Genomic DNA, 21,457 nt, shown 5'->3' on the forward strand with positions numbered 1-21,457 from the left:
GAGCATTTCATGACCATGATTGAGACGTCCCTGATCGCAGGGGAAAACGAAGCGCGTCTGTCGGACCTCAAGCGAGACTATCAGACGCTTGGCGAGAAGCTCGACCGTCGCGGCATTGCCATTGACGCGGTCAAGCGCAAGGTTGCGGCTTATGGCGTTGCCGTTCCGTCCTGGGGCGTTGGCACGGGGGGAACACGGTTTGCGCGGTTTCCGGGAGCCGGTGAGCCGCGGGGCATTTTCGACAAGCTGGAAGACTGTGCCGTCATCAACGAGTTGACGCGCGCCACCCCCAATGTCTCGCTGCATATTCCGTGGGACAAGGCCGATCCGGCAGTTCTGAAAGGAAAAGCCGAAGAGCTTGGACTTGGCTTTGACGCCATGAACTCCAACACCTTCCAGGACCAGGCCGGTCAGGCGCACTCCTACAAATTCGGCTCGCTGACCCACACGGATGCGGCAACGCGTCAGCAGGCGATCGATCACAACATCGAATGCATCGAGCTCGGCAAAGCCATCGGCTCCAAGGCGCTGACGATCTGGATCGGCGACGGTTCCAACTTTCCGGGTCAGACGAATTTCACCAGGCAATTCGAGCGCTACCTCCAGAGTGCCAAGGCGATCTATGCTCAAATTCCGGCAGACTGGCGGCTCTTTACCGAGCACAAGATGTACGAGCCGGCGTTTTATTCCACGGTCGTTCAGGACTGGGGCACCAACTACATGATCGCGCAGGAGCTGGGCGAGAAGGCCTATTGCCTTGTCGATCTCGGTCACCATGCTCCGAACGTGAACATCGAGATGATCGTTGCCCGGCTGATCCAGTTCGGCAAGCTCGGCGGCTTCCACTTCAACGACAGCAAATACGGTGATGATGATCTCGATACGGGTTCGATCGATCCCTATCGTCTGTTCCTGGTCTTCAACGAGCTTGTCGATGCGGAAGTGCGGAATGTGGCGGGGTTCGATCCGGCGCATATGCTCGACCAGTCGCACAATGTCACCGATCCGATTGAAAGCCTGATGGTCAGTGCCATGGAAGTCCAACGGGCCTATGCTCAGGCGCTTCTGGTGGATCGGGTCGCGCTTGACGGATATCAGAATGATAACGATCCATTGATGGCAACGGCCACGCTGAAGGCCGCCTTCCGCACCGATGTGGAGCCGATCCTTGCCATGGCCCGTCTTGAGGCCGGAGGAGCGATTGACCCGGTTGGTGCATACCGTGCGTCCGGTTACCGGAAAAAGGTTGCGCAGATCCGTCCGGAAGCCTCGGGAGCTGGCGGCGGCATCGTCTGACACTGCCGGGCTCGTCCGCCATTTCCCTGGCGGACGGGAACTCTCGCCCGCGGCCCGATTGCCAATCGGCCCCGCATGATGGCACCCTCATCACCATAAGGCGTCTGTTTCATTCCGGGGAGGGAATGAGCCACGTAGCGTGACGCGAGGGAGGAGGAGCAACCATGCGTTTGCCTGATCGGGTGGAGCCCAATGCCGCCAATGGGGTTCCGCTGACGCCACTGGCGCTTCTGGAGCGGTCCTTGCGGGTCGTACCAGATCGACCCGCCATTATCTGGCGCGAGCGAACCTGGACATATAGCGATTTCGGACAGCTCGTTCGGCGCATGGCCGGGTTTCTCGAACACCAGGGAATCGGGCCGGGTGACACGGTGTCGATCATTTCGGTCAACCGGCCGGAACTTCTGGTGGCGCATTTTGCCGTTCCGATGGTCGGCGCAGTTCTCAATACGATCAACACCCGGCTCGATGTCGAGACGATCGGCTACATTCTCGACCACTGCAGTGCGCAGCTGTTGTTGACCGATACAGCGTCCGTTCAGCTCGCCGAGGCCGCTGCGGGCGACAGGGTTCGCGTCTGTGGCATCGGGCCGGAGACCGGAGCCGCGAGCGGCCTGTTTCTCGACCTGTTTGACCGAACACAGCCGGAGGCGGAGTTCGGCCTGGTCGAGCGCGTCCTCTCCGAATGGCAGCCGATCAGCATCAATTATACCTCGGGCACGACCGGCAAGCCGAAAGGTGTCATCTATCACCATCGCGGCGCCTATCTGAACGCACTCAACAACATCATGAGCATCGGCCTTGACCGGTCGTCGGTCAACTTGTGGACCTTGCCGATGTTCCACTGCAACGGCTGGAGCCAAACGTGGGCGGTCGCCGCGGCTGGAGGATGCAACGTTTGCATCGAAGGGGTCGATCCGGCCGTCATCCTGCGCGCGCTGTCCGAAACCGGTGTGACCCACATGTCCTGTGCGCCGGTGGTGCTTTACATGCTCCTTGACCACGCCGACCGGACGGGTGGCTTCAGCCCGAAAGGGCGGGTGACGGTGACCACCGGCGGCGCAGCGCCGACAGCGTCCCTGATCGAGCGCATGGATGCCATGGGCTTCGAGCTATTGCATCTCTACGGCTTGACCGAGAGCTATGGCCCTGTCAGCGGGATGCTGGGCGATGCTGAAGTTTCCGAGCGACCTGCTGCAGAGCGGGCTGCCTATTTTGCGCGTCAGGGACATAGCCTGCCAACCGGCGCTCGGATTTCGGTCGTTGGGCCCGATGGCAGGGCTGTCGCCGAAGATGCGGCAGAGCTCGGCGAGATCGTCATTTCCGGGCCGACACTGATGGGTGGGTACCATGCCGACGATGTCGCCAATGCGACGGCCTTTGCCGATGGCGTATTCCATACCGGCGATCTTGCGGTCGTCCATCCGGACGGAGCCATGGAAATCCGGGACAGGGCCAAGGACATCATCATTTCCGGAGGCGAAAACATCTCGTCGCTTGAGGTCGAAAGCGCCCTTCACAAGCATCCAGCGGTGCTGCTGGCAGCCGTCGTCGCTGCCCCGCATCTTAAGTGGGGCGAGACGCCCTGGGCTTTTGTCGAGCTGAGCGACGCACTTGATGCAACTCCAAGCGAGGACGACCTGATCGCGTTCTGCCGCGAGCACCTGGCCGGCTTCAAGGTGCCAAGGCGGATTGTCTTCCAGGCCCTGCCCAAGACGGCGACGGGCAAAATCCAGAAATTCGCGCTGAGGCACGAGGTTCAGCAATTGCTCGGGGATGAAGGGTAGGAGGGCCGGCGGCGCGTCTCTTTGCAGTGAGCCAGAAAGCAAAAAAAGCCGGTCCCCTTCTAAAAGAGGACCGGCTCTAAGGTGAGGCCGAATGGCCCGAGCGAGCACAGCCAGTTACCTTCCACAGTGCTCTTCTGGGGGTCAGTCCACGGCGCCAGCTCCCTGGTTTTCGCCGTCGTCGCTATCCGGTGTCACGTCGAGAATACGGGCTCGCATGGTGATCTTGACCGGTTCAGCGGTACACTCGCTCATGCAGGGCTCCTGCTTCTCCGCGTAGACCGGTTCTTCGTAGCGGTCGTCATCGATAAAGTTTTCTTCATTCGGCAGGCGCACCGAGGTGAAGTTCTCGTTCGACAGCTCGAAATCCTCGTCTTCGACAATATCGTTCAGATACAGGAGGTATGCAGTGATCGCGTAGACCTCGTCGTCTGACAGCGACCGTGCATTGCCGAACGGCATGGCACGGCGGACGTAGTCATAGACGGTCGAAAGATAGGGCCAGTAAGAGCCGATGGTCTTTTCCGGGCGATCTTCCGTGAGTGTGTCGTGACCTCCGGCGAGCACCGGCCAGCGACCGACGCCTTCACCGAAGTCGCCGTGGCACATCGCGCATTGTTCTGCAAAGATCGGTTCGCCTTGGGCGACCGTGCCCGAGCCGACCGGTAGGCCAGTGCCGTCCGGACGAACGTCAATGTCCCATGCTGCGACTTCTTCCGGCAGAGCGACACGGCCGATGCCGTAAACCCCGCCGTCACGCGTGTTGGAGACCGGCTGTGCGCTAGGTTCTGCAACTGCCGTTTCGACCGGTGGATCCGCAGGCGCTTCCGCGGGAGCTTCGGCCTTGTCTTCAGTTGCTGCACCTGCGGAGAACGTCTCGAGATAGGCGATGATGTTCTCGAGATCGGCCTCCTTGCGCAGACCTGCGAAGGACATCTTGGTACCCTTGATCATGTCCTTCGGCTTGGTCAGGAAGGTGGTGAGGGTTTCCTCATTCCAGGCAAGACCTTCGGCGCCGGCCTCAGCCATGGCATTCGAGTACTTGAAGCCCTCGAGCTCTCCCGCCTTGCGGCCGAAAATGTCATTCAAATGCGGGCCGACCTTGTTTTTTGCGCCATCGCCTACAGCGTGGCAGGCGGCACACTTCTTGAACACCTTCTCCCCGGCGGCCGCGTCTCCTGCCTGAGCGGAGGAAGCGATGAGAGGGGCTGCGGCGAGGACCGCGGCCACGGGGAGGAGCTTAAGCAACTTCGACATTTTCAACCGTCCCGTCTGTTTTGACATGCCAGGTCTGGATGCCGTTGTTGTGATAGATCGAGTTCTCGCCGCGAGCAGCGCGCAACTCGTCCTTGGTCGGCTGGTAATACCCATGCTCGTCCATTGCCCGGGACTGGAGCAGCAGATCTGATCCGTCCCACTCAATGTCGAGATAGAATCGGTGCAGCGATTTGGTGAGGCTTGGCCCATCCAAACGCGCCGTTTTCCAGTTGCGGCCGCCGTCCAGGGAAACATCGACGCGCGTGATGCGGCCGTTGCCGGACCAGGCGAGGCCGGAAATCACCGTCTGGCCCTTGCCGTGGGTGATCGGGGCCTGCGGGCTGGGGGAGGTGATGACCGACTTCGGGTCCATGACCCAGGTGAAGCGGCGTGCCTTTCCGCCTTCGAGAAGGTCGGTGTACTTGGACGTTTCCTCACGGTGATGCCACGGCTGATCGCCCACTTCCAGGCGGCGCAGCCACTTGACCCACATATTGCCTTCCCAGCCGGGAACGACGAGACGGAGCGGATATCCCTGTTCGGGGCGAAGTGCTTCGCCGTTCATCTTCCACGCGACCAAGCAGTCGTCGAGGGCCTTTTCGATCGGGATCGAGCGGGTCATGTGCGATGCGTCGCCGCCTTCCGGAAGGACCCACTTGCCGTTGGTCTTGACACCTGCTTCCTCAAGAAGCGTCTTCAGCTTGACGCCGGTGTACATGACGTTGTGGATCATGCCGTGGGTAAACTGGCAGCCGTTGAGCTGGGAGCCGCGCCATTCCATGCCGCCGTTTGCGGCGCATTCGAGGAAGTAGACGTGATTCTCGCGCGGGAAGCGCTTCAGGTCTTCCATGGTGAAGACCAGCGGCGTATCTACGAGGCCGTTGATCATCAGGCGATGGTCGGCCGGATTGATCTGCGCAACGCCGCCGTGATGGCGCTCGAAGCAGATGCCGTTCGGCGTGATGATGCCGTCCAGCTCGTGCAGCGGGGTGAAGTTGATCGAAGCCACGGCGTCGGCGGTCAGCCACGGAACGTTGCGACGCACGACATGCGCTTCGAACTCGGACGGCAGGCCATACGGGGCTTCATCAACACCGGCACCGAGATAGCGGTTCCAGTCCTGGACCTCGGTGATCAGCGGATCGCCGCCGGCCAGGGCGGAGCCTGTCAGGGCACCGGCACTAACCGCAGCGCCTCCGCCGGCAAGTCCGGCCTTCAGAAGCGAGCGACGGCTCAGGTTGACGCCGGTTTCCTTGGGGGGCTGTCCCGAAACCTTCGAGTTACTCATGTCTTTTCCTCGGGATTGGCGTGTGGGGGATTGGCGTTTCTTGTTGTCGATGGGGCAATGGATCAGATGATCACTTTGACGGACTGATTGTCCGGAAGCTTCACTGTCGGGTTCTTCGACAGATGGCTCTCGACGACGTCCCAGATTGCCGGACCTTCGGTGTCTTCATTGACTGAGGCCCAGCCGGCAACCGTGTATTCCTTAGTCGGATCAATGGTTTCGCCGGTCTCCAGAAGTGTCATGTTGGTGATGCGCGAACCGATGTCCTTGGACGGATCGATCGTGTATCCCATGCCGCCGACGCGAACCATGTCACCGCCCTGCTGGTAGTAGGGATCAGGGTTGAACAGGTTGTCGGCAACGTCCTCAAGGATGTCCTTGAGCATCTGCCCGTTCATGGCCGAGCGGTAGGCCGCCGGGTAGGTCATCGCACAGGCGTTATGCAGGTCCTCGACGGTGATGTCCTGGCCGGGCAAAAGGCTGGTTCCCCAGCGGAAGCCGGGCGACAGGGAGATCTGTGCGTCCCGTTCTTCCAAAAGGGCCTGACAGATGAGGTCGTCGAACGTGCCGTTGAAGTTGCCACGACGGTAGAGGAGACTTTCCGTCGTGCCGATCTTGCGGGCGAGTTCCGAAGCGTGGGGTGCCCGGACCTCATCAATCAGCGCCGCCATGTCCGCATCCGGTGTGATGATGTCGGAGAACACCGGAATGAGACGATAGCTATAGCCAGCCAGTGCGCCATCCTTCACGTCGAGATCCAGACGGGAGACGAACTTGCCGTTGGAGCCGGACGCGATCACCAGCGTGTTGTTGACGATGACCGGCTCAGGCAGGGCATCGTGCGTGTGGCCCGTCAGGATGACATCGATGCCATCAACACGGGAAGCGAGCTTGCGGTCCACGTCGAAGCCGTTATGGGAGAGAAGCACAACAAGCTCGGCGCCTTCAGCGCGGGCTTCCTCGACGTGGGCCGCAATATCTTCCTCGCGGATGCCGAATGACCAGCCAGGGATCATCCAGCGCGGGTTTGCGATGGGGGTGTATGGAAAGGCCTGGCCGATGACCGCGATCTTTGTTCCGCCGCGCTCGAACATCTTCCAGGGTTCAAAGGCCGGTTCGTCCCATTCATTGTCGTAAATGTTGGACCCGAGGAATGCGAAGGGCAGGGACTCGATAACTTCCTTCACCCGGTCGGTGCCATAGGTGAATTCCCAGTGGCCCGTCATTGCATCCGGCTCAAGGGCGTTCATGACCGTGATCATGTCCTGACCCTGGGTCATATTCGCCGTGTAGCTTCCCTGCCAGGTGTCGCCGCCGTCCAGCAGCAGGCAGTTGTCGCTGCCGCGCTCGGCGCGGATGCGCTTGATGATGGTGGCGACGCGATCGAGCCCACCCATGCGGCCATAGGTCTTGGCAAGCGACACGAAGTCCTCGGAGGTGAGGGCATAGGCGTCGGGCGTTCCGGGCTGGATGTCATACAGCTTGAGGAAGTCGGCTCCGGTCACGTGAGGAGGTTTGCCGGACACTTCCCCGATGCCGAGGTTGATCGACGGCTCGCGGAAATAAAGAGGTTTGAGCTGGGCGTGAATGTCGGTGATGTGAACCAGCGTCACATTGCCCTTGGGCTCCATCGCCAGAAGCGTCTCCTCACTCAGGCCTTGTTGCGCCATGAGTTTCGACCAACTGCCTGCCATGCCCGAACCGAGCAGTGCACTTGTGGCAGTCGCGGCCATCAGGAACTCGCGTCGTGAAAACATTCTTACCTCCAGCTCATCGGTGCGTTGTGTTGTTTCGTTTCGGCCCAATCCGGGCAAAGTTCGACCATTGACGCACGAACATACGTGCACCGGACTTGGATCACCGATGATATTAAAGCTTTGGGACGTTTCACCCGTCCCGGGTCAAGTGGTGCGGCGGACAGGTCCGCCGCACCGGAGCGTTACTGGCGTACCGCCGGCGTTTCGACCGAAAGGCCGGTGCCGCGCCAGGTGACGTAGACTTCGAGAGCCATCAGCTCATCGGAAAAGGCCGCCGGGAACTCGGCGCGGGTGTCGCGAATACAGCCGCGGAAGCGGTTGTGCAGGGACACCATGGATGCCTGCTTCAGGCGGTAGGTCGGGAACCCGTTGACGTTGCCCTGGCTGAGGTGGTCGGCACGGATGTAGTAGCCGTTGTAATCTTCATGACAGGTGGCACAGGAAAGGTTCAGCTGCCCGGTACGGGTGTAGTACTTTTCCTTGCCTTTCTCCCACCAATCCTGCATCTCGCCCTGAGACAGGTCGATCTTGACCGGCATGCCGATCGACTTGTGCTTGATGAAGGTCGTCAGTGCCTTCTGGTCGCCTGCATCGAACTTGTAGGGCTTCGCTTCCATGTTCTTTTCACGGCAAGCGTTGATCTGAAGTTCGATGTTGAACGGCTTGTTGGCTTCCGCATTCCACTTGGGATAGCTCGCGCCGACGCCCTTGAGGAATTCGTCACCGTCACCGTGACACGATGCGCAGGACTTGCCTGCGTTGCCTTCGGCGGTGTTCCAGATCTCCTCGCCGCGTTCGACGTAGAGCATGGCCGGGTTCTGGAAGCTGTCGGCCTCCATCTCCCGGGTCTCGTCCGTGCGATAATGCCATCCGGAGATCACCTCATCGAGGGGATGTCCTTCCGGCGCCGCGGTGCGGGTCACCATTTCCAGTTCCCCGTCGATAACAAGCTTCTCGTCCACCGGACCGCCGGCGAGGGCAACGGTGCCCGCGCCTGCAATCATGAGGCCTGCGAGAGTTGCAGCAGTCTTAATCATCTTGGCCAAATCGTCTCCTCCCGATTTGAATGAATTGAAGAAACAGCATCCGTGCCATTACTGGACGGTGAGCTTCTTTTCTTCCGTGTAGACGCTGCCGTCGTCGTCCACCCAAGTGAACTTGAACGTGCCGCTCTCTTCGACCTTGGCACTGAACTCCAGGTAGGGGTTCGCGGAAACGGCCGGATCCATGTCACAGGAAAAGACCAGCTGTCCGTTGTACTCGCAGGTGAACTTGTTGATGATCTGGCGCGGGACCAGATTGCCTTCCTTGTCCTTGCGCTGACCAGACTCCATCGGATGGCTGATAAGCGTCTTGAGGACAACGACTTCGCCCTTTGAGGCGCTTTTCGGGACTTTGACGCGCGGTTTCGCTGCTGCCATTTTTCTTTATCCTTCTAGCCTGATCAGCCGCCGCAGCCGCCGATGGTGACCTTGACTTCCTTCTTGTCCATGAACGTCGTGCCGTCGCTCATCTTTGCGACTGCGATGACGTTCTGGGTCTTGGCAAGACGGATGCGGGTCTTTGCGGAAGCTTCGCCACTCATTGCGGTGAAGTGGAAGGTTGCAACTGCCGGGTTCGGGTTGCCTTCCGCCAGAATGATGACGGACTCGACATAGTTGTCTGCGGTCATCGGGCTTTCGACGCTGACCGCGACCGGAACGGTGTTGCCGTTTTCCGCGATCTCCGGTGCATCGAGACTGATCTTGCCAGCAGCCGGCATCGCGCCGCCCGCAAAGGCTTTGATTGCTTCTTCGGTCTCAGCTGCTGCCGCAAAGGCGAGCTTGCCACCGAAGGTGATGAATGCTGCGGCGCCTGCCGTAAGGCCGAGCGCTTCGCGTCTGGTAAGGGTCATCCCTTCCTCCTTGGGTCTTATTTCTTATTCGGTCAGGGTCGTCAGGTAGGCGACGACGTCTTCCACGTCTTGAGCCGACAGGATGGTCTTGCCGGCATGTTCTTCTGCAACGTCCTTGCCGACATTGAGTGTGTAGAAGCCCGGCATGATTGTCTGTTCGCCAAACACCTGCTTGCTGTCCACGATGATCGCGCGCAGTTGCTCCGGGGTCCAGCGCTCTGCAACACCATCCAGGGGTGGGCCGACCTCTCCGTGGAACAGCTGGTTGTTCAGATCGCTGTTTGCGTGACAGGCAAGGCAGTTGCCCTTCTTGCGGTCCGCAAAGGTTTCACGCCCGACCGTTGCATCGCCTGCAGTGCCCGTCAGGGACGCTGCAACTGCCATGTCGTCGATCTTCACGTTTTCCGGCGTGATCGTTTCGGCAATTGCCGAACCGGCAAACAGCGTACAAGCTGCAGCCAGAGTTATTTTGAAGCCTTTTTTCATCGCGTCGGCTTTCCTCCTCTCCAAGATTGTTCCTTCAATCAGGAGCAATCCATCACCGGTCACAGGTGTGCACCGGCATCCTCCTCGATTTGAAAGATATGATTTTTTGAATGTGTTGCCAATAGGTCTTTTTGCGTGACTTGGAAACTTTTCGCATGGCACGGGCGCACATGCGCATTGGGTTGGAGCCCGGAGATTACATAATTTACTGGAAAACATCAGCAATTTTTCTTGCGCCATGCAGCTTCCTCCCTGGTGCTCCCAGTCGTTCAGAGGTTGCGAAAATCACTGGGTCAGCATTCAGGGATGGCTTGTTTGCCTGCACCGGCACCAGAATCGCTGGCTCATGACGTTTGCGTGACCGGCCAACTGTCGGTTTGAAACATGCATTTTCTAATATATATTATTCGAAACGAAAGGGGGCGCACAGTGCGCAGACGTTTCTTTGCTTTTTGGCTGGCGCTTGGCTTTGCGTCCTTCGGGAGCAGTGTGCAGGCCGCGGAACTTGTCATGCTGGAGCAGGGCGGGTGCGTCTGGTGCGAGCGCTGGAACCAGGAAATAGGTGTTGCCTATGACAAGACCGAAGAAGGTCGAAAGGCACCGTTGCGCAGGGTCGATATCCATCAGAAATGGCCTGACGACTTGACCGGGGTGAGGCCAGAACGGGTCACGCCAACCTTCATTCTGGTTGAAAAAGGGCAGGAGATAGCAAGGCTGCGCGGATATCCGGGTGAACACTTCTTCTACCCGATGCTAACCGAAATGCTCGGCAAGCTGCCGTCTGCTACGAACTGACTGCAACCAGGGCGCGTCGAACGTGGCGCAACCGCTCACGGGGTTTCACAGTATCCAAAACTGGTGTAAGGCCCCTATCCGGGAAATGACGCAAATCAGACTGGGCTTTTGAGAGATGAACCTTCCGGTCCTTGAAAACGGAATTGATCCGAAGGACTTCGACGTCCTGGTGGAGCAGGCACGCAAGGCGAGCGACCTTCTCAAGGCGCTGTCCCATGAAGTTCGTCTGTTGATCCTCTGCCTGCTGGCCGAAGGCGAGAAGTCGGTTTCCGAGCTTGAAGAAATTCTGACCATGCCACAGGCGGCGGTGTCTCAGCAGCTTGCCCGTCTGCGTAACGATGGTCTCGTCATTTCCCGTCGCGACGGCCGCCTGATCTATTACAGTCTGGTCGAAGGAGAGATTGGCACGATCATCGCGTCTCTCTATGATTTGTTCTGTAAGGACGTTCGCTCAAGCGACAGTTGAGCCCGTTCCACTGCATGCCTTGCCTGGTAGCCCTCGATGCATCGCAGGCCGGAACGTGGGGATGGAGCGTGTCCATTCGCGCCGTTCAGGCGGCTCGATTGCTTTGGGAGGAGCAAGTCAGATGAGCGACATCGACCCCCTTATGATCCTGCCGGTGCTAGGCATTGCCGCAGGCTGCGTCCTTGGATTTGCTGCCCGGGTAAACCGGTTCTGTACCTTGTCATCGCTGGAACGCTACTGGTACGCGGGCGATGCAAGTGGCCTGCGGACCTGGGTTCTGGCAGCGGCCGTTGCGCTGGCCGGAACGCAAACCCTGGCGTTTGCCGGCTACGCCGACATTTCCCGATCGTTTTATCTGGCTCCGATCCTGCCCTGGAGCGGGGCGATCATCGGAGGTCTGATTTTCGGTATCGGCATGGCCTTTGTCGGGACCTGCGGATTTGGCGCCGTTATCCGACTGGGCGGGGGAAGCCTGAGGGCACTCATCGTTCTGATCGTTCTGGGTTTGTCGGCACTTGCCGCACAGCGTGGCCTGATTGCCCAGCTCCGTGTTCTGATTGTTGACGACCTGGCGCTGGATATGTCCTTTGCCGGCGATCAGTCTCTCGGAAGTGTCCTGTCTTATCTTGTCGGCTTGGAGGTTGGCGGCGCGGCCGCCGTCACCGTGCTGGCGGTCATGCTGCTGTGGGTGTTCCGGGACAAGGCCTACCGGCGAAAGGGTTGGGATATTCTGACTGCGGTCTCGATCGGTGCCGTGATCGTCGCCGGCTGGGCGGCAACGACATGGGTCTCACGGATGGCTCTGGAGCCTGTTCAGATTGAGGCTGGGTCCTTCGTGGTGCCCGTCGGCGACACGATTCTGCGGTTTGTGACGTACACAGGGACCCTGCCGGACTACGGTGTTGGCCTTATCGCGGGCACACTGATCGGGGCGATAGCCGGTGCCATCTGGAAGAAGGACAGCCGCTGGGAGGCTTGTGACGATGCGCGGGAACTGTCGCGCCATCTGATTGGCGCCTTCCTCATGGGTGTCGGTGGAGTCTTTGCCATGGGTTGCACGATCGGGCAGGGCGTTACGGGGCTGTCGACCCTCGCGCTCAACGTGCCCCTGACAATGCTCTCGATGGCATTTGGTGCCCGGATCGGGCTCGGCTACCTTCTGGAAGGATCGTTTCTTGCCGCGTTCCGGCGGAACGATGCCGGCTCGTCCGGACAGGCGGCCGAGTAGGCTCTGCCCGGACGTCTCGTTTGCCTCAGCTCTCGGCCACGAACCGGTAAGCGGTTCCGTCTCTCTCGGCGCGGCCGATGCCGGGGTTGGGCAGGTGATAGCCGATGATGCGGCTCTGGTCATTTGCAAGCCGGTCCAGCAGGCTCTTGCGTGTCTGCGCGCCTTTTTCCCGGTCCTGGTCCGAGCCCGAATGCCACTCCGGGCGTTCGAACGATATGACGGCATTGGAGATCGCGTCGCCAAGAACGAGCAGGCTCTCGCTACCGTCGTGGATCATGTAGGACGTGTGGCCGGGCGTATGGCCCGATGTATCTAGCGCCTCGACCCCCGGGAACACTTCCTGACCCGGGTTGATCATCTCGACCTGGTCGGAAATCGCCTCGAAGCGGGATTGTGCGCCGACGACGAAGCTCTTGCGTTCCTCGGGCATGTTGGCCAGCGTATCGTCGGCCATCCAGTAGTCCCACTCCGCCTGGGGGACCAGGTACCGGGCCTCGGAGAAGACCGGGTCATCGAACTCGTCTAGAACACCCCAAAGATGGTCGGGATGGGCATGGGTGAAGATCACGTCGGTGATGTCGGACGGATCGACGCCGGCTTCCTCAAGCCCGCTCAAGAGTTCTCCGGCCGTCGGCTGGAAGTTGGATCCAGATCCGACATCGAAGAGGGCGATCCTGTCACCGCGGCGCAGAAGGGTGACGTTGCAGTCAGGTGTCAGCATTGTCGTGCTGAGCCCGTGCGGTTCCATCAGTGCGGCGATTTCAGCTTCCGTTTGCTCCGGCAGGATGAAGTTCATCGGCAGGCCAAGATTGCCGTCCGAGAACACCTGCACCTCGCCGTCTGAAAGGCTGATCGGATTGGCCCATAGCGGACGAATGCCAAACCCGGCCATTGCCCCGGCTGCGAGAGCGCCTGCGCCTGTGAGCAGCGTGCGGCGCGACAGGGACGACGCATTCGAGGACCTCGATCCCTGACGGGCTTTGGGAACTGACCGCATTATTTCCTCCACATATGCAATTTTTTGAATTTATCTCCTGTTCCTTGAGAAACGTCAATGCGCAAACGGGCCGCGGGGGCGGAGATGCGCCGATCTCAGCCTTGCAATGCGGTTCCCGGCAAGGCGGACATAAGGGGAGCAGACCTATGAACCTGAGTTTCTTGCTGGACCGGTTTTCGGAAAATGCGGTGCTCGTTGCCGGCGGACTTACTGTTGGTGTGATCTTTGGCGCTTTTGCCCAGCAAAGCCGGTTTTGTCTTCGGGCGGCATCCCTTGAATTTGCCCATGGCCGCTTCGGAGCAAGGCTCTCGGTTTGGCTGTTTTCCTTTTCAACTGCACTGCTGGTGACTCAGGGGCTTAGGATGGCAGGCTTCCTGGAGACCCAGGAGGCGCGGCAACTGGCCTCTCCGCAAAGTCTCTCGGGTGCGGCGATCGGTGGGCTGATGTTCGGGGCCGGGATGGTACTGGCACGTGGGTGTGCAAGCCGTCTTCTGGTGCTGTCGGCCACTGGGAACCTCCGGGCGCTCCTTTCCGGACTGGTGTTCGCGGTCATGGCACAGGCAAGCCTGCGCGGGATCCTCCAACCATTCCGCGGTTGGATCGCAGGTTGGTGGACCACGGCCGACATCGGCGGCAACGACCTGATTGCTCTGACCGGCTTTTCTGAAGCTGCCGCGATTGCGTTCGGTGCCTTGTGGTTCACTGCCGGACTGGTCATTGCCGTCTATGCCAAGGCGCCGAAATGGCAGATGGTCGCTGCCGGCCTGGCCGGTCTGGCGATCCCGTTCGCTTGGTGGTTCACCTACTCGTTGTCGCTTCATGCTTTCGACCCGGTTCAGGTTGAAGCAGTAACGTTCACAGGGCCTTCTGCGGATACCTTGATGCTGTTTCTCTCTCCACCGGGGAGCTATGCCGACTTCGATATCGGGTTGGTTCCTGGAGTATTCCTGGGATCTTTCCTGGCCGCTCTGCTCACGCGTGAACTGCAGCTTCAAGGGTTCGAGGGCGGGCGCTCCATGGCGCGGTACATGACCGGCGCGGCACTCATGGGCTTCGGCGGCATGCTGGCTGGCGGCTGTGCGGTGGGAGCCGGGGTCAGCGGCGCCTCCATCTTTGCTGTGACGGCCTGGATCACGCTCACCTGCATCTGGATCTCAGCTGCCGTCACCGACCGCCTGCTTGACTGAAGGCGGTTGCTGGACCGCCACATCGCAGCTTTCAGAGCGGCAAGTCGCGGGAATCGGCGATGGCTTCCATGGTCATGTAGGAGGTGACGGTCTCCAGATCGATCTTGTCGATCAGCTTCTGGTAGATCCGGTCGAAGGCATTCATGTCTTCGGCCATGATCTTCAGCATGTAGTCGTAGTCACCGGCGACCCGATAGAAATCGATCACGTTGGGGATCGACAGCACCTCCTTGCGGAACAATTCCAGCCAATCCCTGGAGTGATGCCGGGTACGGATCATGACAAAGATCGTCAGGTTCAGGTCGAGGTCGACCGGGTCGAGGCGAATCGTATGTCCCTTGATCAGGCCACTTTCCGCGATGGTCTTGAGGCGTCGCCAGCACGCGTTTTGCGAGAGTCCGACCTTCTCGGCGATTTCCCTCTGTGACATGCGGCTATCTTGCTGCAGGCATTTAAGGATCTTTCGATCAATCTTGTCGAGTTTCTGTATCATGTTCGTTCATATGACACAAAATTAACGCAGTGGCGATAAACTCTGGTGAGGAAATCACACCGATCTCCATCTTAGGCTCTTCCCGTAATTCGGATGTCGGGGTGCCAACATGTCAGGTAAACAAATCGCCATGCCGCTCGAGGCATTTCGTGCATCGTTGCAAGCACCGGACCTGGTCGAAAGACTGCAGCGCGGACTGATCGGGGATGGCAAAGTCATTGAGGGGCCCTTCGGCCCCAAACGCCTGATCTATGCAGACTACGTTGCTTCGGGCCGGGCTCTTCGCCAGATCGAGGACTTCGTTCTGGAAGAGGTCCTTCCGTACTATGCCAACAGTCATACCCAGGCGTCCTTCTGCGGCAGCTACATGACCCGGCTGCGCGAGTCCGCTCGTGCGGAGATTGCGCGCATTTGCGGGGCGGACGGCCGGTTCGCAACCATTTTCAGCGGGTCCGGCGCAACCTCCGGACTGAACCGGCTGGTCCATCTTCTGGGTGTCACTGATGCCACAAAGCTTGGCGAGAGGCCTCTGGTCGTCATCGGTCCCTATGAGCACCATTCCAATATCCTGCCATGGCGCGAAAGCGGCGCAGAAGTTGTCGAGATCCGCGAAACTGCCTGCGGCGGTCCCGATCTCGATGAACTCTCGAGGGTTCTGATCGAGGCGGGCCCAAACCGTCTCAAGGTCGGCGCATTCTCCATGATGTCCAACGTGACCGGTATCGTCACCGACGCCGATTCCGTAACCCGTGTCCTGAAGCAACATGGCGCCCTGGCGGTCTGGGACTGCGCCGGCAGCGGGCCCTACCTGCCGACCGACATGCGTCCGGGTTCCGATGCGGAAAAGGATGCCATGGTCATTTCGAGCCACAAGTTCCTGGGCGGGCCCGGCGCGTCCGGCATTCTGCTTGTACGCAAGGCCGCAGTCCGGCGCGACTTGCCCGTTTTTCCCGGTGGCGGAACGGTTCGTTTCGTGTCGCCATGGGGGCGTGACTACTCCGGTGACCTGGCAACACGCGAGGAAGCAGGAACGCCCAATGTGGTCGGCGATATTCGCGCAGCGCTCTGCTTTCTGGTCAAGGAAGCCATCGGCCAGAAGTTCATGGACCTGAGGCATGAAGAGCTGCGCCAGAAGGCTTTGGCGGTCTGGGGCAACAACCCGGCCATCGAGATCATGGGTAATGACCATGCTGAACGCAGGATTCCTGTGTTCTCGCTGCGTGTACGAGATCTTGAGAAGGGCGGCTATGTCCATCAGCAACTCGTCACGCGCATGCTGTCGGATGTTCATGGCATTCAGGCGCGCGGCGGATGCGCCTGCGCGGGCCCGTATGCCCATCGTTTGCTTGGCTACGACAAGGACACCTCCGAACGCCTTCGCAATGCCATTCTGTCCGGCCAAGAAATCGAAAAACCCGGTTGGACCCGTCTCAACCTCTCAGTTCTGATGAGTGAGGAAAAGGTGAACACCATTATCGACGCGGTAGATCAACTCGCCCGCAATCCCCATCCCGTGTGCGATGCCTATGACTGCGATACCTCGACAGCACGTTTCAACGTTCGCCATGAGGCTGCCTGATGTGCCGGTGGATCGCATGGAGCGGTGCTCCGAAATTTCTTGAGGAGCTGATTTGCGCGCCTGAGCATTCGCTCATTCATCAGAGCCGCAACGCGTTCTTCTGCAAGACTCAGGTGAATGCCGACGGCTTCGGCATCGCCTGGTACGGCAACCGGCAAGAGCCCTGCATCTACAAGGACGTGCGTCCCGCATGGGCGGATTCCAATCTGACCCAACTGGCCCATCACGTCAGTTCGCCGCTGTTCCTTGCGCACATCCGGGCCTCGACAGGAACGTCGACCAACCATGACAACTGCCATCCCTTCAGCTATCGGCGCTGGAGTTTCATGCACAACGGCCAGGTTGGAGGCTATGAGAACGTCCGCAAGAAGATGGACACGATGATCCCGGACCATCTCTACCGCCACCGCAAGGGCGCGACCGACAGCGAGGCCCTGTTCCTCATCGCGTTGGGCTACGGTTTGGAACAGGATCCTGTTGGTGCAATGGTCCGGACGGTCGAGGAAATCGAAGCCATGGCCCGCGCCGAGGGCGGATTGCCACACATGCGCCTGTCGGCTGCATGGTCCGACGGCACCCGGATCTTTGCCGCGCGTTACGCATCCGACGAGCAGGCCCCCAGTCTCTACTACCGGACGTTTGCCGACGGAACCCTCATCGTCTCCGAGCCGCTGGATGAGGCAGCCGGCTGCTGGGTCGAAGTGCCGTCATCGACCATCGTCATGGTCGCCGACGGACGTGTCCATCAGTATCCGTTCCAGCGGCAGATCGCAGCGGAGTAGAGCTCGAGCGCTATAATGGCGTCACGTCGCGGAACACCGGATAGTGCACCTGACCGTCTTCCTCGCCGCGAGGGAAGGCGCCGTCACGGTTCTGCCGGACGCTGTCGACATAGCCGCGCGGGCTCGTTCCGATGTGCCGTTTGAACATGCGCGAGAAATAATAGACGTCCTGGTAGCCGACTTCGGCTGCGCTCTCGCTGACGCTCCGCCCTGATTCCAGGAAATGCATGGCCCGCTCCATACGCTTGAATTCCTGATACTTGCGCGGCGTCCAGCCGATCCGGCGGCGAAACTCGCGCTGGAAATAGTCCGGATTATAGGGCGCGGCCTCGACCACGCTGTCCGCGAGCCCGGCCCTGAGCGGATCAGCACTGATCTGGGTCGCTGCCAGCATCACCGACAGGGCGAGGGCATCTCCCTTGCCCATGATCGTCTCGTCATGTTGCCGCCACGCGACAAACGCGTCATCGATGTAGGAAATCAAAAGGAACATGAACAGGTGGTGCTGGGTCAGCGTCGTCGAGGTCGCCGGTGCTGACTGGCGATAGAAGTGGACGAGCGGTTCCAGCACTTTCCAGCGGGACAGGCGAACCTTCCCGGACAGATCCATCTGGTCCACCAGGTTGTGCTGATTGAAGATCGTCAGGGAGAAGTGCTGCGCTATGCCTGTGTAGGGCTCTGGTTGCGGGTTCCATCCCCTGAAGCGCTGGCCGCGGCGGATCAGGAGCGAATCTCCGGGTGTCAGGCTGATCTCCTTGCCGTCGATCAGGTACCGCCCTTCGCCCTCAAGGCAGATCAGAAGATCATCGACCTTGTTGGTCTTGTCGATAAACCAGCTTTGTGAATGTTGCATGCGTATGGTGGAACGGGTCAGGCTCAGATTGAGCGCTTGCGCCGGAATGCCAGCCAGAATGCTACCTTCGATTTCGTCCATCTTTTTGTCCGAAATTGTGAATTTCATGAAGGCTAGTTCACGGGCATAAACAACGCAACACAGTGCGATCCAGTTCAGGATCGCCGGGAGGAGGCGACACAACGACCTTTCTGGAGCTCGGCTCCGGAATGAAGGATGCTTGGTCGCGACGAAGATAAATGTACAAAACCGAAAACCGCTTGATCGGCGATATCCGGTGCCCGGGAGGGGTACATGGGTAGCGCTGCAGGACATAGGGCCGCCGTCACGGACGGGCAGGCCGGCGAGGGGCGCCTTCTCGGTCTGGGGTATCTTGCTCCCTATATCGCGGGGCTTTTGGCCTTCACCGCGATCCCGTTCCTGGCGTCGCTCTACCTGAGCTTCACCGACTACAATCTCATGAGTTCTCCGCGCTGGGCTGGGCTCGACAACTACATCGACTTGTTCACCCGCGACCGGACGTTCCGCAAGTCGCTCAGCGTAACCCTGATCTATGTATTCACGACAGTGCCGCTGAAGCTCGCCTTCGCGCTCTTCATCGCCTACATCCTGAACTACCGTCTGGCCTTCATCAATTTTTTCCGCACAGCGTACTACGTGCCGTCGATCCTTGGCGGCTCGATCGCGATCGCGGTGTTGTGGCGCTACATCTTTGCCGATGCGGGGCTTGTGAACATGATGCTGACCGGACTCGGCTTCGAGGCAGTCAACTGGTTCGGAGATCCGCAGAACGCCCTGTTCACGATCACGCTCCTGCGCATGTGGCAGTTCGGTTCGGCCATGGTCATCTTCCTGGCGGCGCTGCAGTCGATAGACAAGTCGCTCTACGAAGCGGCTGCCATTGATGGGGCGAACAAGCTCCACACTTTCGTCTTCATCACGCTGCCGCTGATCACGCCCGTGATCTTCTTCAACCTGATCATGCAGATGGTCCAGGCATTCCAGGAGTTCAACGGCCCTTACATCATTACCGAGGGCGGCCCGCTGAAATCCACTTACCTGCTGCCGCTCTACATCTACGACGAAGCCTTCAAGAAGTTCGACATGGGCTATGCCTCCGCGATCGCCTGGGTGCTGTTCGTCATCATCATGGTGCTCACCGTGGTCGCCTTCTGGTCGTCCAAGAAGTGGGTCTACTACGCGGGCGACAAGAGGAGCTGAGCCATGGATGCACGCACGCCCTTGTCGGAGGTCGATAACTCCGAAACCGATGATGTCGCTTTCGAAGCCTCCCGCGCCTATGCGGCGCGTCAGGCGCGACAGGACCGGATTTCTGCCGCCATTCGCTACACGCTTCTGGTGGTGGTCGGCTTCGTGATGCTCTACCCGCTGATCTGGCTGATCGGTGCCTCCCTGAAGACGAACTCCGAGATCTTCGCCAATCCCGGTTTCATTCCGACAGACCCGACATTCGATGGCTATATTCACGGCTGGAAAACGTCGACACCCTACAGCTTCGGGCATTTCTTCTGGAACACGTTCCTGATCATCCTGCCGAAGACCATAGGGACAGCAATCTCGTGCACCGCGGTGGCCTACGGTTTTGCGCGCTTCGAATTCCCCGGGAAGAAGTTTCTGTTTGCCACGCTGATCGCAACCCTGCTTCTGCCGAACGTGGTGACCCGTATCCCGCAGTATCTCCTGTTCCGGGATCTTGGCTGGCTGGACTCTTTCCTGCCGCTCTGGGTGCCATCGGCCCTGGCTGGAGACGCCTTCTTCGTCTTCATGCTGGTCCAGTTCCTGCGCGCCATTCCCCGCGACATGGAGGAGGCCGCCCGTGTCGACGGCGCCAACAGCCTGCAGACCTTGGTCTTTATCGTCGTGCCGATGCTGGCGCCCGCGCTGATCTCCGTCTGCCTGTTCCAGTTCATGTGGACCATGAACGACTTCCTTGGGCCCCTGATCTACATATCGTCGGTCGACAAGTATCCAATCAGCCTTGCGCTGAAACTGTCGATCGACACGACCGAGGCCTTCGAGTGGAACCGCATTCTCGCCATGTCGGTTCTGGCCCTCGCGCCCGCGCTGATCGTTTTCTTCATGGCCCAGAAATACTTCATCGAGGGCATCTCAACCGGCGGGGTTAAGGGATAACCATGGCACGCTTGCAACTGAGAAACCTGGAAAAGGTCTACGGCAACAGCTTCAAGGCGGTGCACGGCATCGATCTGGATGTCGAAGAGGGCGAGTTCATGGTGCTCGTCGGCCCCTCCGGCTGCGCCAAGTCCACGACCCTGCGCATGATTGCGGGCCTTGAGAGCATCAGCGGCGGCGAAGTGCGGATCGGCGATCGCGTGGTGAATGCTCTGCCCCCCGGCAAGCGCGGCATAGCCATGGTATTCCAGAACTATGCGCTCTATCCGCACATGAAGGTCCGCTCGAACCTGTCCTTCGGCCTTCGCATTCAGAACATGCCGAAGGCGGAGAGGGACGCGGCGACCCAGGAAGTCGCGCGGATCCTGGAGATCGAGGAATTGCTCGACCGTTTGCCCAAGGAGCTTTCCGGCGGCCAGGCGCAGCGCGTGGCGCTGGGCCGGGCGCTGATCAAGAAGCCGGAGGTCTTTCTCTTCGACGAGCCGCTTTCAAACCTCGATGCGAAGCTGCGTGCATCCATGCGGGTACGGATTACATCCCTGCATCGCCGCCTGAAGCAGGAAGGCAAACCGGCAACGGTTGTCTATGTCACACATGACCAGACGGAAGCGATGACCATGGGGGATCGGATCTGCGTCATGAAGGATGGGCGTATCATGCAGGTCGCCGACCCAAAGACACTCTACACGCAACCGGCAAATCTCTTCGTTGCAGGTTTCATCGGCTCGCCGGAAATGAACCTCATGGAAGGGCGGGTGGAAAACCCGTCCGACCCCGTGTTCAGCCTCGGTGGTCAGAGTGTCCGTCTTGGCCGCGAGCTCGGCAGTCGCCTGGGCGCAAATGCCGCCTTGAATGCAACGGTCGGTGTGCGGCCGCAGCATTTCGATGTCGTCGCAAATGATGCGGAAAGCGGGCTCTCCGGACGGATTACACACGTCGAGTTCATGGGGCACGAAGTCTACGTTTATGTGGACCTTGGCGATGCGCAGGTCATCGCCGTGGTCAGCGCGGAAGCCTATGAGGCGATGGACATGAGCGCCGGCCAAATTCGCCTGCAGCCCAACGCTGCGGCCGTCCATGTTTTCGATACCATTAGCGGGGACAATGTTTCCCTCGCGCGATGTGCAGCTTGATCACCTTTCGGGTTCAAATGGGAGGAAA

The 21,457-nt window shown here is 59.8% G+C and carries 21 protein-coding genes; 11 read left to right on the forward strand and 10 right to left on the reverse strand.

The genetic code is table 11. The annotated features are described in order from the left end of the window. Positions 1-9: 9 nt before the first annotated feature. The gene (rhaI, locus tag ACN0SY_RS16940) at positions 10-1,296 is read left to right on the forward strand and encodes an L-rhamnose catabolism isomerase (protein WP_417689211.1); all 1,287 of its coding nucleotides are present in this window, start codon (positions 10-12) and stop codon (positions 1,294-1,296) included. Between the two features lie 164 nt (positions 1,297-1,460). Next, positions 1,461-3,083 carry an AMP-binding protein gene (locus tag ACN0SY_RS16945; RefSeq protein WP_417689213.1) on the forward strand — a complete coding sequence of 541 codons (1,623 nt, stop codon included), beginning with the start codon at positions 1,461-1,463 and terminating at the stop codon, positions 3,081-3,083. 141 nt (positions 3,084-3,224) lie between these two features. Here ACN0SY_RS16945 and ACN0SY_RS16950 read toward each other — a convergent pair whose 3' ends face one another. The 7 genes from ACN0SY_RS16950 to soxX form a co-directional block, all read right to left on the reverse strand. Next, positions 3,225-4,337, reverse strand: a complete 1,113-nt coding sequence (locus ACN0SY_RS16950; protein WP_417689215.1) for a c-type cytochrome — start codon at positions 4,335-4,337, stop codon at positions 3,225-3,227. Further along, positions 4,321-5,625, reverse strand: a complete 1,305-nt coding sequence (gene soxC / locus ACN0SY_RS16955; RefSeq protein WP_417689217.1) for a sulfite dehydrogenase — start codon at positions 5,623-5,625, stop codon at positions 4,321-4,323. The genes ACN0SY_RS16950 and soxC overlap by 17 nt, the downstream gene beginning before the upstream one ends. Before the next feature lie 62 nt (positions 5,626-5,687). Beyond that, positions 5,688-7,382 (reverse strand): thiosulfohydrolase SoxB, encoded by a 1,695-nt coding sequence (gene soxB / locus ACN0SY_RS16960; RefSeq protein WP_417689219.1) that lies wholly within the window; start codon positions 7,380-7,382, stop codon positions 5,688-5,690. A gap of 182 nt (positions 7,383-7,564) precedes the next feature. Then, on the reverse strand, positions 7,565-8,419 hold the full coding sequence (gene soxA / locus ACN0SY_RS16965; RefSeq protein ID WP_417689337.1) for a sulfur oxidation c-type cytochrome SoxA: 855 nt from the start codon (positions 8,417-8,419) through the stop codon (positions 7,565-7,567). 57 nt (positions 8,420-8,476) lie between these two features. Then, positions 8,477-8,803 (reverse strand): thiosulfate oxidation carrier complex protein SoxZ, encoded by a 327-nt coding sequence (gene soxZ / locus ACN0SY_RS16970; protein ID WP_417689221.1) that lies wholly within the window; start codon positions 8,801-8,803, stop codon positions 8,477-8,479. Positions 8,804-8,826: 23 nt separating this feature from the next. Then, positions 8,827-9,276 carry a thiosulfate oxidation carrier protein SoxY gene (gene soxY / locus ACN0SY_RS16975; protein ID WP_417689223.1) on the reverse strand — a complete coding sequence of 150 codons (450 nt, stop codon included), beginning with the start codon at positions 9,274-9,276 and terminating at the stop codon, positions 8,827-8,829. A gap of 24 nt (positions 9,277-9,300) precedes the next feature. Further along, positions 9,301-9,762 (reverse strand): sulfur oxidation c-type cytochrome SoxX, encoded by a 462-nt coding sequence (gene soxX / locus ACN0SY_RS16980; RefSeq protein ID WP_417689225.1) that lies wholly within the window; start codon positions 9,760-9,762, stop codon positions 9,301-9,303. Between the two features lie 429 nt (positions 9,763-10,191). Between soxX and ACN0SY_RS16985 the strand changes: the two genes are divergently transcribed. The 3 genes from ACN0SY_RS16985 to ACN0SY_RS16995 all read left to right on the forward strand — a co-directional run bounded on the left by ACN0SY_RS16985 (position 10,192) and on the right by ACN0SY_RS16995 (position 12,251). Next, complete coding sequence (locus ACN0SY_RS16985; protein WP_417689227.1) at positions 10,192-10,557, forward strand: transcriptional regulator; 366 nt, start codon at positions 10,192-10,194, stop codon at positions 10,555-10,557. Positions 10,558-10,672: 115 nt separating this feature from the next. After that, a complete protein-coding gene (locus ACN0SY_RS16990) occupies positions 10,673-11,023 on the forward strand; it encodes an ArsR/SmtB family transcription factor (protein WP_417689229.1) in 351 nt (116 codons plus the stop codon). 121 nt (positions 11,024-11,144) lie between these two features. After that, positions 11,145-12,251 carry a YeeE/YedE family protein gene (locus ACN0SY_RS16995; protein WP_417689231.1) on the forward strand — a complete coding sequence of 369 codons (1,107 nt, stop codon included), beginning with the start codon at positions 11,145-11,147 and terminating at the stop codon, positions 12,249-12,251. A gap of 25 nt (positions 12,252-12,276) precedes the next feature. Here ACN0SY_RS16995 and ACN0SY_RS17000 read toward each other — a convergent pair whose 3' ends face one another. Then, positions 12,277-13,248, reverse strand: coding sequence for an MBL fold metallo-hydrolase (locus ACN0SY_RS17000; protein WP_417689233.1), 972 nt, complete (start codon positions 13,246-13,248; stop codon positions 12,277-12,279). A 146-nt stretch (positions 13,249-13,394) separates the two neighbouring features. On the opposite strand from ACN0SY_RS17000, the gene ACN0SY_RS17005 reads away from it, so the two are divergent. Then, positions 13,395-14,435: a YeeE/YedE family protein gene (locus tag ACN0SY_RS17005; RefSeq protein ID WP_417689235.1), complete on the forward strand. Its 1,041-nt coding sequence runs from the start codon at positions 13,395-13,397 to the stop codon at positions 14,433-14,435. A 31-nt stretch (positions 14,436-14,466) separates the two neighbouring features. Here the strand turns inward: ACN0SY_RS17005 and ACN0SY_RS17010 are convergent, their stop codons facing one another. Continuing rightward, entirely contained in the window at positions 14,467-14,928 is a 462-nt protein-coding gene (locus tag ACN0SY_RS17010; RefSeq protein WP_417689237.1) for an Lrp/AsnC family transcriptional regulator, read from the reverse strand. A gap of 109 nt (positions 14,929-15,037) precedes the next feature. Between ACN0SY_RS17010 and ACN0SY_RS17015 the strand changes: the two genes are divergently transcribed. Continuing rightward, the gene (locus tag ACN0SY_RS17015; protein WP_417689239.1) at positions 15,038-16,507 is read left to right on the forward strand and encodes an aminotransferase class V-fold PLP-dependent enzyme; all 1,470 of its coding nucleotides are present in this window, start codon (positions 15,038-15,040) and stop codon (positions 16,505-16,507) included. Further along, entirely contained in the window at positions 16,507-17,289 is a 783-nt protein-coding gene (locus ACN0SY_RS17020; RefSeq protein ID WP_417689241.1) for a class II glutamine amidotransferase, read from the forward strand. The genes ACN0SY_RS17015 and ACN0SY_RS17020 overlap by 1 nt, the downstream gene beginning before the upstream one ends. A 10-nt stretch (positions 17,290-17,299) precedes the next feature. On the opposite strand, the gene ACN0SY_RS17025 is transcribed toward ACN0SY_RS17020, so the two are convergent. Further along, a complete protein-coding gene (locus ACN0SY_RS17025) occupies positions 17,300-18,223 on the reverse strand; it encodes an AraC family transcriptional regulator (protein ID WP_417689243.1) in 924 nt (307 codons plus the stop codon). Positions 18,224-18,436: 213 nt separating this feature from the next. On the opposite strand from ACN0SY_RS17025, the gene ACN0SY_RS17030 reads away from it, so the two are divergent. Genes ACN0SY_RS17030 through ACN0SY_RS17040 form a run of 3 tightly spaced genes read left to right on the forward strand, consistent with a single transcriptional unit; the run spans position 18,437 to position 21,429 of the window. After that, on the forward strand, positions 18,437-19,363 hold the full coding sequence (locus ACN0SY_RS17030) for a carbohydrate ABC transporter permease (protein ID WP_417689245.1): 927 nt from the start codon (positions 18,437-18,439) through the stop codon (positions 19,361-19,363). A 3-nt stretch (positions 19,364-19,366) separates the two neighbouring features. Next, entirely contained in the window at positions 19,367-20,296 is a 930-nt protein-coding gene (locus tag ACN0SY_RS17035; protein WP_417689247.1) for a carbohydrate ABC transporter permease, read from the forward strand. A 2-nt stretch (positions 20,297-20,298) separates the two neighbouring features. Next, positions 20,299-21,429: an ABC transporter ATP-binding protein gene (locus ACN0SY_RS17040; protein WP_417689249.1), complete on the forward strand. Its 1,131-nt coding sequence runs from the start codon at positions 20,299-20,301 to the stop codon at positions 21,427-21,429. The last annotated feature ends 28 nt before the right edge of the window (positions 21,430-21,457 follow it).

It is taken from the genome of Roseibium sp., assembly GCF_048261595.1.
Lineage (GTDB): Bacteria > Pseudomonadota > Alphaproteobacteria > Rhizobiales > Stappiaceae > Roseibium.